Origin of the sequence: Caldicellulosiruptor acetigenus, from assembly GCF_026914305.1 — a bacterium.
GTDB classification, from domain to species: Bacteria; Bacillota; Thermoanaerobacteria; order Caldicellulosiruptorales; family Caldicellulosiruptoraceae; genus Caldicellulosiruptor; species Caldicellulosiruptor acetigenus.
The window spans coordinates 2,446,706-2,459,736 of record NZ_CP113866.1 but is presented as its reverse complement, the minus strand read 5'-3'; the positions used below and the strand labels follow the sequence as shown (position 1 = coordinate 2,459,736).

The 13,031-nt window shown below is 36.9% G+C and carries 14 protein-coding genes; 9 read left to right on the top strand and 5 right to left on the bottom strand.

The annotated features are described in order from the left end of the window. Window positions 1-75 precede the first annotated feature (75 nt). From OTK01_RS12025 to OTK01_RS11995, 7 genes are all read left to right on the top strand, one after another. Entirely contained in the window at window positions 76-1,062 is a 987-nt protein-coding gene (locus OTK01_RS12025) for a glycoside hydrolase family 5 protein (protein WP_029227779.1), read from the top strand. A 196-nt stretch (window positions 1,063-1,258) separates the two neighbouring features. After that, window positions 1,259-1,627, top strand: a complete 369-nt coding sequence (locus tag OTK01_RS12020) for a DUF2089 domain-containing protein (protein WP_029227778.1) — start codon at window positions 1,259-1,261, stop codon at window positions 1,625-1,627. A gap of 3 nt (window positions 1,628-1,630) precedes the next feature. After that, window positions 1,631-2,059, top strand: coding sequence for an SHOCT-like domain-containing protein (locus OTK01_RS12015; protein ID WP_029227777.1), 429 nt, complete (start codon window positions 1,631-1,633; stop codon window positions 2,057-2,059). A 26-nt stretch (window positions 2,060-2,085) separates the two neighbouring features. After that, window positions 2,086-2,343, top strand: coding sequence for a hypothetical protein (locus OTK01_RS12010; RefSeq protein ID WP_029227776.1), 258 nt, complete (start codon window positions 2,086-2,088; stop codon window positions 2,341-2,343). Window positions 2,344-2,367: 24 nt separating this feature from the next. After that, window positions 2,368-4,107, top strand: coding sequence for an ABC transporter ATP-binding protein (locus OTK01_RS12005; protein WP_035168028.1), 1,740 nt, complete (start codon window positions 2,368-2,370; stop codon window positions 4,105-4,107). Between the two features lie 27 nt (window positions 4,108-4,134). Next, window positions 4,135-5,940: an ABC transporter ATP-binding protein gene (locus OTK01_RS12000; RefSeq protein ID WP_029227774.1), complete on the top strand. Its 1,806-nt coding sequence runs from the start codon at window positions 4,135-4,137 to the stop codon at window positions 5,938-5,940. Between the two features lie 133 nt (window positions 5,941-6,073). Beyond that, window positions 6,074-6,538, top strand: a complete 465-nt coding sequence (locus OTK01_RS11995) for a VanZ family protein (protein WP_029227773.1) — start codon at window positions 6,074-6,076, stop codon at window positions 6,536-6,538. Window positions 6,539-6,575: 37 nt separating this feature from the next. Here the strand turns inward: OTK01_RS11995 and OTK01_RS11990 are convergent, their stop codons facing one another. From OTK01_RS11990 to OTK01_RS11970, 5 genes are read right to left on the bottom strand one after another with little or no spacing between them, the layout of a single operon-like run. Further along, window positions 6,576-7,067, bottom strand: a complete 492-nt coding sequence (locus OTK01_RS11990; protein ID WP_029227772.1) for a hypothetical protein — start codon at window positions 7,065-7,067, stop codon at window positions 6,576-6,578. 6 nt (window positions 7,068-7,073) lie between these two features. Continuing rightward, the gene (locus OTK01_RS11985) at window positions 7,074-8,588 is read right to left on the bottom strand and encodes a TrkH family potassium uptake protein (RefSeq protein WP_029227771.1); all 1,515 of its coding nucleotides are present in this window, start codon (window positions 8,586-8,588) and stop codon (window positions 7,074-7,076) included. A 30-nt stretch (window positions 8,589-8,618) separates the two neighbouring features. Then, window positions 8,619-8,750: a hypothetical protein gene (locus tag OTK01_RS11980; protein ID WP_269011617.1), complete on the bottom strand. Its 132-nt coding sequence runs from the start codon at window positions 8,748-8,750 to the stop codon at window positions 8,619-8,621. Between the two features lie 21 nt (window positions 8,751-8,771). Further along, complete coding sequence (locus OTK01_RS11975; protein WP_013431650.1) at window positions 8,772-9,437, bottom strand: NAD-binding protein; 666 nt, start codon at window positions 9,435-9,437, stop codon at window positions 8,772-8,774. Next, on the bottom strand, window positions 9,434-10,054 hold the full coding sequence (locus tag OTK01_RS11970) for a potassium channel family protein (protein ID WP_013404198.1): 621 nt from the start codon (window positions 10,052-10,054) through the stop codon (window positions 9,434-9,436). Before OTK01_RS11970 ends, OTK01_RS11975 begins: the two co-directional genes overlap by 4 nt. 144 nt (window positions 10,055-10,198) lie before the next feature. Here OTK01_RS11970 and OTK01_RS11965 point away from each other — a divergent pair, with 144 nt between their 5' ends. Together OTK01_RS11965 and queA are read left to right on the top strand one after the other, a co-directional pair. Continuing rightward, window positions 10,199-11,941, top strand: coding sequence for a SpoIID/LytB domain-containing protein (locus tag OTK01_RS11965; protein ID WP_029227770.1), 1,743 nt, complete (start codon window positions 10,199-10,201; stop codon window positions 11,939-11,941). Further along, complete coding sequence (gene queA, locus OTK01_RS11960; RefSeq protein ID WP_029227769.1) at window positions 11,938-12,975, top strand: tRNA preQ1(34) S-adenosylmethionine ribosyltransferase-isomerase QueA; 1,038 nt, start codon at window positions 11,938-11,940, stop codon at window positions 12,973-12,975. The genes OTK01_RS11965 and queA overlap by 4 nt, the downstream gene beginning before the upstream one ends. Window positions 12,976-13,031 lie beyond the last annotated feature (56 nt).

Below are 13,031 nucleotides of genomic sequence, written 5' to 3'. Positions count from 1 at the left end.
TAAAATAAAAAGGAAAGGGAGTTTTGGGATTTTACCCTTTCCTTTTTTATTTTTCATCAAGGGGGATTGAAAAAATTGAACAAGCTACCGAGGTACAAAGGTTTTAACCTTCTGGGACTTTTTGTCCCTGGCAGAATCTTAGGCTTTTTTGAAGATGATTTTAAATGGATGGGCGAATGGGGTTTTAATTTTGCGCGAATTCCCATGAACTACAGGAACTGGTTTGTTGAGGGCAGCTCAGATATCAAAGAAGAGATTTTGCAGATGATTGACAGGGTAATTGAGTGGGGAGAAAAGTACGAAATCCATATATGTCTCAACATCCACGGTGCACCGGGCTACTGTGTAAATGAAAAGACAAAACAGGGATACAATCTCTGGAAAGATGAAGAGCCTCTTGAGCTTTTTGTATCTTACTGGCAGACATTTGCAAAACGGTACAAAGGTATATCATCAAAAATGCTCAGTTTTAATCTTATAAATGAGCCGAGACAATTTTCTGAAGAAGAAATGACAAAAGAGGATTTTATACGTGTGATGACATATACAACTCAAAAGATAAGAGAGATTGACAAAGAAAGACTTATCATTGTAGACGGTGTTGATTATGGGAATGAACCGGTTGTGGAGCTTGCAAATCTTGGTGTTGCGCAAAGCTGCAGAGCATATATCCCGTTTGAAGTAAGCCACTGGGGAGCAGAATGGGTTGAAGGCAGCAGAAATTTTACAAAACCTTCATGGCCACTTGTGCGTGAAAATGGCGAGATTGTTGACAAGGAATATTTAAAAAAACATTACGAAAAGTGGGCAAAGCTTATTTCACTTGGGGTTGGAGTTATCTGCGGAGAAGGTGGAGCGTATAAGTATACACCTCATGATGTAGTTATAAGGTGGTTTTCTGATGTGCTGGATATCCTAAAAGAGTTTGGTATTGGCATTGCGCTTTGGAATTTGAGAGGACCGTTTGGAATAATCGATTCAGGGAGAGAAGATGTGGAGTATGAAGATTTTTATGGGCATAAGCTTGACAGAAAACTTTTAGAGCTTTTGCAAAGATTTTAGACCTTACAGAAAGGGCTATCCATACTTTATTGAGGATGGCTCTTTTTTATTTTTTGAATTAATATTATTGAAGTGTTGTTTTAATAATGTTGATAAAATGATCGCGTTAACTTTAAAATTATTAAAATATGTATTGCAATATTTTAAAGTTTAGAATAAAATATTAATTAAAAAACGAGAAAAGGTGAGAATATGAATGAAAGTAAAGCTTATAAATCAATGTCCTGTGTGCAATTCGGACTTGCACATTGTAAAACTACAGTGCTCAACTTGTGGCACAGCAATAGAAAATCACTTTGAATTCAATAAATTCCTAAGGTTATCAGAGGATCAGCTGTACTTTGTTGAGGTATTCTTAAAAAGTAGAGGAAACTTCAAAGAGATGGAAAGAGAACTTGGTATTTCTTATCCTACAATAAGGTCAAGACTTGAGAGTATTCTTTTGACACTGGGGCTAAAAGAAAATGAGTCAAAAACACACAATACACTGGATGTTTTGGAGATGTTAGAAAGAGGAGAAATAACCCCTGATGAGGCTATAAAGATTTTAAGAGAGGAGAATTAAAAAATGAAAGAGGAAATGTTGAGAATATTGAAAATGGTGGAAGAGGGTAAACTTTCTTCTGAAAAGGCACTGGACATGATAAGTATTTTACAAAATAGAGCTAATGAACGCTCTGTTGCTAAAAAAAGCAAAATTCTCAAAATTTCAGTTGATTCACCTGACAAGGATGTTGTAAGAGTTAATATTCCACTTGATTTTGTTAAAAACATGATAAAGGCTGTGGGTCCGGGATACATTCAAAAGATGATAAATCAATATGCTAAAAATGAAAACACCACATCTCAGGGTACTGAAAATTTATCTGTTGGTAGTATCGGAGTACCTGAGGGTATTGATATCAATTTAATTCTCTATGCAATTGAAAATGACTTGGATGGCGAGATTGTAAACATTGAATCACAAGACTCAAGGGTTTATATAGTCATTGAATAGTTTTTAAAAATCAAAGAGGTGATAAGATGAAGATAGAGGTTTGTCCAAGCAATGGAAAGAAGGTAAAAATTGTATTTCCTATTTCTCTTCTTGCTTTTATTTTGAGATTTGGGCCAAGAATTGCAATCAAACATATGTCCAAAGAAATTAATGAGAGTCCGGACCTTAAAGAAGTCGACTTTAAGTTATTAGCAAGAGCTTTTTACCAATTGAAAAGATACAAAGGGCTAAAACTGGTAGAAGTTCAGAGCAGGGATGGCACAAGGGTAACCGTACAGATTTAATCTTTTTGTGGAGGTTTTTTTATTATGAAAGGAAAGTTTAAAGATTTTTCAAGTGTGTTTAATATAGTGAAGAAAAATTTCCATCTTTTATTTTTGACCGCCATTTTATCAATTGCAGTATCTTTTATAAATGTGCTTTTGATAAAATATGAAAAAGAACTTGCTGATGCTGCAGTTTTAAAAAGCAAGGAATTGTTTATTAAAATCTTTTTTGTAGTTTTGGTAGTGGTCGGTACAAAGATTCCTCTTGAGTATATCAAAGCATTTTTCTTTGGTAAGTTTTCCGAAAAAAGCCTTGCGGACCTTAGAATTGAGATAGGGAAAAAACTCACATTTTCACCAATAAGCTATATAGAGAAAAATGCAACAGGCGACTTTTTATCACGCTTAACAAGTGACCTTTCACTAATTCAAAATTTTATATCTGTTTCTTTGAACGACCTTTTTTATCATCCAGTTGTATTTATAATAGGAACAATTTATGCATTTACACTTAACTGGAAGATGACTCTCATCTGTTTTGCTATCATTCCAGTAACTGTAGTAGCAGCCCTTTTTATAAGCAAACCTGTTGAAAAATATACCAAGAGACAGCAAGATTTATATGGTGAAGTGAACGCGATTTCACAGGAGATAATATCAGGAATTGCAATTGTCAAAGCTTTTTTGCTGGAAAAGCATTTTTTCGAAAAGTTTAAACAAAGTCTTGACAAGAGCTTTTTAGCGGGTTTAAAGTCGGCTAAGGTTGAAGTGCTACTTGAGCCAGTAAAAGCCTTGATACAGATAGGACCTAATTTAATGGTGATTTTTACAGGAGGGATTATGGTTATAAATGGAGAGCTTACTTTTGGAGGACTCATGGCATTTGTTGAATTAATGAACATCTTTTTAGCGCCAATGAATATCTTGCCGAATATTATAAATTCTTATAGAAAAGCAAAAGCGGCATCTAAAAGGGTAAGTGAGATACTTGGGTTGTCATCTGAGCCAAGTGGCACTGTAAAGGATGAGATAAAAGATTGTGAATATGCCATAGAGTTTGAAGATGTTTGGTTTTGGTATGATGAGGGTAAAGAAGCTATTTTAAAAGGAATTAATCTCAAGGTGAAAAAAGGTGAGAAGATTGCCATTGTTGGCAGCAGTGGTAGCGGCAAAAGTACCTTGATAAAGCTTATTCTGGGATTTTATAAACCGCAAAAAGGTAATTTGAAAGTTTTTGGTATTTCAATATTTGATTGGGATACAAATTCTTTAAGAGAAAAAATTTCTGTTGTTAATCAAGATGTGTACCTGTTTCCGGAGAGCATTTTTGAGAATATAAAGTATGGAAAATACAGTGCCAACTTTAATGAGATTGAAGAAGCGTCTAAAAAAGCATACATCTATGATTATATTTTGAGTCTACCAGAAAGCTTTGAAAGCAGAGTTGGTGAGAAGGCTGTAAACCTATCAGGTGGGCAGAAGCAGAGAATAACAATTGCAAGAGCAATTTTAAAAAATTCAAAAATTTTAATATTTGATGAAGCAACATCGGCACTTGACATAGAGTCGGAACAGTTTATACAGAATACGCTAAATGAGACCCTCAAAGGAAAAACAGCCATTATTATTGCACACAGATTTTCAACAATAAAAGATGTAGATAGGATAGTTGTTATAGATGATGGGAAAATTGTTGAGGAAGGAACACATGATGAGTTATTCAATCTGAAAGGTAAGTATTATCAGCTTTATTCGATGCAGTTTCAAAACCAGTGTGCCTAATCTTGCGTAAGGAGTGATTGTTATATTATGAAAAATGTCTTTAAAACAAGACTTTTTAGACTTTTTTCTTTCATGTGGAGAAATGGTGGAAATGTTTTTTTAGGTTTATCATATACAATATCAATGCTTGTAATTGCATCTCAGACATTTATATTCAATTACATTGCTGCAATTGGAGTTAAAAAAGTAACAGATTCAATACTGGTAAGAAATACAAAATCTTTTGTTGAGGGCATAGTTTTTGTTGCAAAGAATTTTGGGCTTCTCATAGTCATACTACCTATATTTGGATACATTTATCAGTATTCTATAAGAAAAACCACTGTCATAATAAGAGAAAATTTGTTCAAAAAGATATTGAGTCTTCCGATGCCATATTTTGAAAAAAGGCACAGTGGTGATTTCATATCAAGACTTAACAATGATGTATCAGTTGCAGAGGGGGCATATTCGTGGCAGGTTATGGTTCTGGTTATGGCTTTGATTAGTGCTGCTGGCAGTACTGTTGTGCTATTGTCCATTAATAAAGTACTGTTTTTGTATGCTCTTATAACAGGCTTTCTCAATTTTATATTCAATTCAGCTTTTATAAAGCCATTAAGAAAGATAAGCGATAAAATTCAGGAAAAACTTTCTGATGTAACATCGCGATTTTCAGATATTATCGCAGGGGCATTTGTTATCAGAAGCTTTAACATTGGGAAAGTAATATTTGAAAAGTTTGTTGATGTTAACATGGCTTTGTATAAACTTTCACTGAAAAGGGTTCATTACAATTCCGTACTGGCATCATTTAATTATTCTGTTGGGTATTTGATATTCCTTGGTCAAATTGTTTTGGGTGGTTTTTTGATAATTAATAACAAGCTCACATTTGGGAGTTTAATGGCAAGTATACAGATGACAGGTGGGCTTATTTGGCTATTTGGTGCTGTTGGACAGTTTCTGACAAGTTTGCAGGGGTCGTTGGCAGGTGCGCAGAGAGTATTTGAGATTTTAGACTTGCCAAACAGTGAACTTGGACAAGTGAAATTGGTGCTGGAAAGTAACAGTGCAGGCAATTTCAAGCATCAGGATTTAATTGAAAAGAGCTCAGATATATGCATAGAGTTCAGAGATGTTTATTTTTCATATCAAAAAGATCAAGATGTTTTGAAAGGTATCTCTTTTAAAGTGATGAAAAATTCAAAAGTAGCTTTTGTGGGTGAAAGTGGAGGTGGAAAAAGTACTATATTCAAACTACTTTTGGGATTTTATGAATGCCCAAAAGGGGAGATTTATGTATTCGAAAGACCGATAGAAGAATATTCAAAAGATGTATTAAGAAGCCTTATTTCATATGTTTCACAGGATATTTATCTTTTCGATGGGAGTGTATTTGAAAATATTAGATATGGCTGCTTGACTGCCAGTAAAGAAGATGTCATTGAGGCTGCCAAAAAGGCGAATGCGCATGAGTTTATTATGAACTTGCCTGATGGATATGATACGAAAATAGGGGAAAGAGGTATTTTGCTTTCTGGTGGTCAGCGCCAGAGGATTGCAATTGCCAGGGCTATTTTGAAAGATTCACCTATACTTCTTTTAGATGAAGCAACATCTTTTTTGGATTCTGAGTCAGAAGAGGCCGTTGTTGAGGCTTTGAATAATCTCATGCAAGGTAAGACCACACTTATTATTGCTCATAGACTATCCACAATCCAAAATGCTGATATGATATATGTTGTGGAAAATGGTATGATAGTTGAAAGCGGTAATCATGAAGATTTGCTTAGGAAAGAAGGAAGGTATGCAACCTTATTTAAAAAGCAGTTTGCTGGAGAGATTAGTTAAAGGTCTTGAAAAATATGTAGATATGATTTAAGAAAAAGCATTCCCAAAGCTAATTTACATTGAGTAGTTTTAAAGGTATAATTTATGGTATATTCTTTAAGGTTAATTGCCATTTGGAAAGGACTCATAAGAAGTGAACAAATTCAAATTTTATCTGAACTGGGCGCTTGTATTTTTGTGGATGGCAGTAATCTTTTATTTTTCTTCCCAGGAAGGAATAATCTCTCATCAAAAGAGTTTTTCGGTGGCAGTTTTGTGTGAAAGGATAGTTGAATTTTTTGCAGGAAAAGATATCATTACAAACGCTAACAGAAAAAATTTTGAATTTTTTGTAAGAAAACTTGCGCACGTCACAGAATATTTTGTGCTTTGCATGCTATTTTACAGAGCTTTTCTTGCAGGAGGAAATGACTATAGAAAATCTGCTGCAAAGAGTTTTATATTTTCTTTTCTTTATGCTGTGACAGATGAGATTCACCAGATATTTGTTGCAGGAAGAGGTCCAAGCCCGGTGGATGTTGGGGTTGATTCTATCGGAATGCTTTTGTATCTGCTTCCTAAAACCTTGACAGAAAAGGTTAGAAAAAGGGCTGGGTGATATAAAAAATACTATACTTAAGAGTCACCCTGCCCTTTTACCATTTGTTTTTAAACACAAGCCACATCAAAAAACTTCCCACCGAAAATATCAGTATTGCAAAAATTGCCTTTGTCCTGTCAACACTCTCTTGCACCTTATATCCTCTTTTTACAATTTGCACTTCCAGAGCGTGTATATCGGTATCGCCACCATGAACTTTGCAACTTCTGTTAAATATTCCTTTTACCAAAACGGTATCGCCCTTTACAAGATGCCTGCCCAGATACTTTATCTTTTTTGCATCTTCATATTTCATAAACACGCCAATTGCGTTCTGGCCGTCATGAATGTTTACCCACGCATACTTTCCTCTTTTCATTATCTCACCGATTGCTTCGCCCTGAAACTCTACGGTTTTGCCGTCATATTTAAAACTATTGTTAAGTAAAGTTTTGCTGTCAACAGGATTTGCAAGTGCAGGCTGTACAAAAACTTTTAAATATACCAAAACCAAGATTGTCAAAATACAAATTTTTCTAAACAGCATCTTTGCTTATCCTTCCTTTGCTTCTTTAAATAAGAATGCAAAAAGCGCTATTACAGACATGAACTCAAGCCTTCCCACCCACATCATAAAGATGTAGATGATTTTAAGAGCATCTGGCATGGAAGGCTGAGTAATTCCGATTGAAAGTCCAACGTTGCCAAGTGCTGAGGCAGATTCAAACATCGCAGCTTTCAAAGGATATCCAAAAAATGTGCCTGCCAGTGTTCCAAAAGCAAATGTTGCAATATACAAAAGTATTATAATAGAAGCATTTCGAACGTGTTTGTCCTGCAGTGTTACCTCTTTTAAGTGATGAAACTTTTCAACAACAACTGCTGAATCTGGTTTTATCATCTTTTTTATATCGTTTACAAGAGCATTTGCAAGGATTGCAATTCTGAGTGCTTTTATACCACCTGCTGTTGAGCACACAGACCCACCAGCCAGCATTGCAATAACCAAAAGGATTATCGCTGCGTCTGACCATTCATAGAAAAATTGCTGTGAATAAAGAGTAGCAAAGCCTGTACCTGTGTGGGCAGAAACAAAATGATAAAAGGTTTTTCTAAATGAAACTGCGCCATCTGAATAAATGCCTTTTAAAGCAACAGCTCCAAGAAAACTCAAAATGGTTATTGTTGTAAAAAGGCTTTTTATCTCAGCATTTCTGATACCTTCTTTATAATTGCCTGTGAGAATGAAATAATGGAGTGCAAAGTTTATTGTTCCTAAAATCATAATGGTCATAGATATAATCTCATATGATAGACTGTGAAAATACATTGCGTTTTGAGACTGCGGAGCAAACCCTGCTGTGTCCCAGCCACCAAGAAACATCCACAGCCCCCTGAAAAATGCCATGTCCAAAGGAAGACCTATTAAAACTCCATTTATTGTCAAAGCCAAGGTTCCTAAAACAAGGTATAAAAGGCTCACAGACCAGATTATCCTTGCTGTGTGCATAACGTTTGGAAATATCTGCTCATCTCTTGCCTCGCCCATGTAAACCTTTAAAAGCCCGCGCATACCCGAGGCAAGAAAGCTCAAGGTCATAAGCACCATACCCTGACCGCCGATGTAGGTGATTAAATGTCGCCACATGTTAAGTCCCATTGGTGCATGGTCCAAGTCTTGAATCAGAACAAGACCTGTTGTTGTATATCCGCTCATAACTTCAAAAAATGCGTCCAAGTATGATTTAAAATGTCCCGAAAGGTATGGTGGCACAGCTGAAATTAGTGCGCCAAGCGCCCAGGTTAAAGCCACCATGCTCATTCCAGCGCCCCATGAAAACTTCTCTTCTTTTGTATCCCTTCCGATAAAGATAAATATAAAACTTACGAGAAAAAAAAGTCCAATGCCAATCATAAGATTAAATAACATGTTCCACTCTCGGTACAAAAGAGAGGTTATGGCAGCTACTATTTCTACTATCCCTATTGCACTTAAAGTTTTCCCAGTCATGTAAAGGACATGTCGAAGCTCTATATGACCATCTTTAAACTTATGTTTGTTGTACATTACTCTTCAGCCCTCTTCTTCAGCACTTTTTTATTTATGAGCAAAAAGATAAGGGATTAAAGTGACAATGGCACCAGCAGCGATGAACCCCAGCGCAAGGCCAATCTCTACCAGCACACCAATAAATGTGGTTTTAAGATTTTTTTCCTTTTTCTTAAGCATCCCAATCAATCACCTTCTACATTATTTTGAGCTAATTAAACGCTTGAACTCTCTTTTTGCCTGTTCACTGACAATTACAAGCAGTGTATCACCTGGCAGAATAACACTATCCCCAGATGGTACAAATGTTTCGTTTTCTCTCATGATAGCACCTATTATACTTTCTTTTGGGAACGGAACTTCTGCAATCTTTTTGTTAGCAGCAGGTGAATTTTGCTGAACAACTGCCTGGAAAACTATTATCTCACCATTTTTTAACGTGGCAAGGACAGAAAGAGGTTCTATCTCCACCTCATGTTCGATTATCTTTGCAATGATATCTGTTGAAGATATCACATTGTCAACACCCAGTCTTTTCATCACGTTTATGTTTTTGGGGTTGTTCGCCCTTGCTATAGTTCTTTTTACCTCAAATACCTTCTTTGCAAGCTGACATGATATGAGGTTGTCCTCATCCTTTCCGGTTACGGCAATAAAAAAGTCACACTTGTGAACTTTTGCATCAGAGAGGGTGTCCAAAGAAGTACCATCACCTTCTATCACAGTCACATTCGAAAACTCTTCGGCAACTTTCCTGCAAAGCTCCGGTTGCTGCTCAATCACAGTTATGTGATACCTTCCTCTTTCTGCCAAAAGTTTTGTCAAAAAATACCCAACCTTTCCACCGCCAACAATAGCAACTCTCATTGATTCACCTTCTTTTCAGCAACTACCATGATATCATTTTCCTGAAGTCTTATGTTTTTATTCTTGAAATAAAAGTGTTCGTTTCGGATTATCCCAAAAAGATAACAGTTTTCAGGGAGAATTATTTTGTCCAGACCTTTTCCAATATCATCTCTCTTTGGAGTGATGTACTTGAAAAACACATCGTCCTTGCCGAACCTGTGCTTGTGCCTTATCTCGCGCGAAAGAAGGATTGATTTTATATACTCAACAGCCAAGGTTGTAGGACAGATTGTTTCAAGCCCAAGAGAGTGGAAAATATCTTCTCTCAGAGGGTCATAAATCCTTGCTATCACCTTTGGCACGTTGTAAATCTCTTCAGCAATCTGAGCAGCCATTATGTTTGTACTGTCGTCAGGAGTTACTGCTGCCAGTGCGTCAGCTTTTTCTATTCCTGCCTGTTTTAAAACATCTTCATCAATCACAACCCCCTGGATTTTCATGCCGTTAAAGTCAGGACCAAGTCTTTCAAAGTTTTTAGCGTCAGAATCTATCACCACAACGTCGTGTCCTTCATCAGAAAGAGACTTTGCAAGTGTTGAACCTACTTTTCCACACCCCACAACTATTATATACAATTTTTCTGCACCCCTACTTGATATTACCTTTCAAAATTCATAGATTAAATTATATTCCTTTTACAATAGACTCACAAGAGGGATTTTGTTAAAATAAAATTAATAAAAGGCGCATAATTGCTAAAACAAAAAGGAGAGACAAAAATGGCTAAAAAACTTTTGTGCGGGGTGTTAACAGCTATCTTTTTTATAGTTTTTTCTTCAATTAATATATTACCCACATTTTCACAAACTCAAATTCCGGAGTGGATAAGAATAGGTGTGTTTTATGCTGATGGTTACAAAAAATCAAGCCCGGTGGATTCTGCAAAAATTGAGGCGAAAGGAAGCCTTTTTTTGGCTATTTCTGATGACAAAAACTTTATTACAATTGCTGATACACAAAAAAATAGTCTTACAGTTTCAAAGGATGTATACAAAAAGAATGGTCAAGAAGGACCAAATTATCATGTGGCAGTTGGGAGGTATATTTCATACAAAACAGCAGAGAATAGCTTGAAAAGTTTTTCTTCCTTCAAAGGTGCTTTTGTTGGCTTTGTAAATGGTGGATATAGCATATTAATTGGCTGCTTTGACAATATAAATGATGCAAAAAAGCTGGCGGCAAAACTTTCTGGTGCAACCATTTATTCTTCGGAGATGATGGTGCTTGTAAAAGATGAGAGTGGCAAAGTTATTTTTGGATTTGACGGGCAGAATACAAGGTTTTTGATGTTAATTCCGCAAAAGCAAAATGGGGTTGAGAGAATAAAGATAGGTGACAGATGGTTCAGGGGAAGGGCTGAGTTTAAAAGAATAAAAGGTAGTGATATGACAGTTATAAATGTTACAAAGCTTGAAGAGTATCTGTATGGCGTTATCAGGATGGAGGTTGACCCGCTGTGGCCAATGGAAGCTGTAAAGGCATTTGCTGTGATTGCCCGAACGTATGCTGTGAGGAACCTTGGCAAGCACCAATCAATTGGGTTTGACCTGTGCCCGACAGACCACTGTCAGGTATATGGTGGTGCGGTCGATGGCACATATGGTGAAAAGCAAGCAATTGCAGCTGTTGACTCAACAAGAGGTGAGATTATAACATACAAAGGCAACCCGATTGACGCTGTGTATTTTTCGTCAACAGGCGGTATTCCCACAGAGGATTCTGAAAATGTCTGGAGGTACCCTGTTGAGTATTTGAGGTCTGTTGACAACTCTAAAGAAGCAAAAAATTCAAAGTCGTCGTGGTTATTTCAGTTTACCAAAGATGAAATAAAAAATATGCTCAAAAAAAGAAACATAGACATTGGCGATATTTTGGATATTCAAGCTCTTGAGTACACAAAAGCGGGAAGGGTTTTGAGGCTAAAAATTGTGGGCACGCAAGGCGAGTATGAGTGCCAAAAAGAAGCAACACGCCTTTTGTTTGGCCTTTACAGCCAGGCATATACAATTGCAACAGATGCAGATGTAGCCGTGGTAGATAGCAATGGGAAGGTGAAAAAGGTAAGAATAAGCAGCCAGAAGATTTTGTTCGAAGATGGGAGTGTAAAAAGAGCGGTGGTTGCTGGGCAGGCGCAAAATTTTGAAGAAACTGAGAAGCTTTTGCCACAAACTGCTGAAAGTGTGTATCTTTCGACATATGATGAGGTGTACCAGTCTGAGAATTTTGGAAGTTTTGAAACTGAAGGTCAGACATATTCACAGCAATATATAGATGTTGTAAATCCGGATGGCAGCATTGACAAGGTGCCACTTATTCCTACTACTTACACATTCAATGGCAAGGGCTGGGGACACGGCGTTGGAATGAGCCAGTGGGGTGCAAAAGGCCTTGCTGAAAGTGGTTATAATTATAAGCAGATTATCAAACACTATTACACAGGAGTTGAGATTGAAAAAAGATGAGAAAATGGAAACTCAGCGACTTTCACTATGACCTTCCTGAAGAGCTGATTGCACAAAAACCTGTTGAGCCCCGGGACAGCTCAAGACTTATGGTTATTTTGCCAGACGGTACAATTGAGCACAGAATTTTCCGCGATATAGTTGAATACTTAAACGAAGGTGACTGTCTTGTTCTAAATAACTCAAAGGTCATACCTGCACGTTTGATTGGGCAAAGAGAGGACACAGGCAGTTTTATAGAATTTTTGCTTGTAAAAAGGCTTGATATAAACACATGGGAGGTCATGACACGGCCGGGCAAAAAGGCGCGAAAAGGAAGAAAGTTTGTGTTTGGCAATGGAGAACTTAAAGCCGAGGTTTTGCATGTAAATCAGGATGAAGGCACAAGGATTGTGAGGTTCTATTACGAAGGGGTGTTCGAAGAGGTTTTAGAAAGACTGGGCAAGATTCCTCTTCCACCATATATAAAAGAGGAGCTTGACGACCTTTCAAGGTATCAGACTGTGTACAGCAAAGTGCCTGGTTCTGCTGCAGCACCGACTGCAGGTCTTCACTTTACGGAAGAGCTTCTGGATAGAATATCAAAAAAAGGTGTTGAGATTTTGTATGTGACACTGCACGTTGGGCTTGGAACTTTTAAGCCTGTTAAGGTTGAAAATGTAGAGGAGCACAAGATGCATGAGGAGTACTATGAGATTTCTCAGGATGTTGCAGATAAAATAAACAGAGCAAAAGAGGTTGGAAAAAGAGTCATTGCGGTTGGAACAACATCGTGCAGGGTTTTAGAGTCGTGTAGCGATGAAACAGGAAGGGTAAAAGCAAAAAAAGGTTGGACTGATATCTTCATCTATCCAGGGTATAACTTTAAGGTACTTGACGGGCTTGTGACAAACTTTCATCTTCCGGATACCACCTTGATGATGCTTGTCTGTGCATTTGGTGGGTATGAAAGAATCATGAATGCATACAAGATTGCAGTTGACATGCGATATAGGTTCTTTAGTTTTGGGGATGCAATGCTTATCTTAAGATGATATGTTATTACATGGCATATATAACAATATATACACTTTGAAATATTGGCATCTTT

Coding starts and splice junctions, on each gene's coding strand:
- OTK01_RS12020 (WP_029227778.1), top strand. CDS start 1,259: ATGAAAGTAAAGCTTATAAATCAATGTCCTGTGTGCAATTCGGACTTG.
- OTK01_RS12015 (WP_029227777.1), top strand. CDS start 1,631: ATGAAAGAGGAAATGTTGAGAATATTGAAAATGGTGGAAGAGGGTAAA.
- OTK01_RS12010 (WP_029227776.1), top strand. CDS start 2,086: ATGAAGATAGAGGTTTGTCCAAGCAATGGAAAGAAGGTAAAAATTGTA.
- OTK01_RS12005 (WP_035168028.1), top strand. CDS start 2,368: ATGAAAGGAAAGTTTAAAGATTTTTCAAGTGTGTTTAATATAGTGAAG.
- OTK01_RS12000 (WP_029227774.1), top strand. CDS start 4,135: ATGAAAAATGTCTTTAAAACAAGACTTTTTAGACTTTTTTCTTTCATG.
- OTK01_RS11990 (WP_029227772.1), bottom strand. CDS start 7,067: ATGCTGTTTAGAAAAATTTGTATTTTGACAATCTTGGTTTTGGTATAT.
- OTK01_RS11985 (WP_029227771.1), bottom strand. CDS start 8,588: ATGTACAACAAACATAAGTTTAAAGATGGTCATATAGAGCTTCGACAT.
- OTK01_RS11980 (WP_269011617.1), bottom strand. CDS start 8,750: ATGCTTAAGAAAAAGGAAAAAAATCTTAAAACCACATTTATTGGTGTG.
- OTK01_RS11975 (WP_013431650.1), bottom strand. CDS start 9,437: ATGAGAGTTGCTATTGTTGGCGGTGGAAAGGTTGGGTATTTTTTGACA.
- OTK01_RS11965 (WP_029227770.1), top strand. CDS start 10,199: ATGGCTAAAAAACTTTTGTGCGGGGTGTTAACAGCTATCTTTTTTATA.
- queA (WP_029227769.1), top strand. CDS start 11,938: ATGAGAAAATGGAAACTCAGCGACTTTCACTATGACCTTCCTGAAGAG.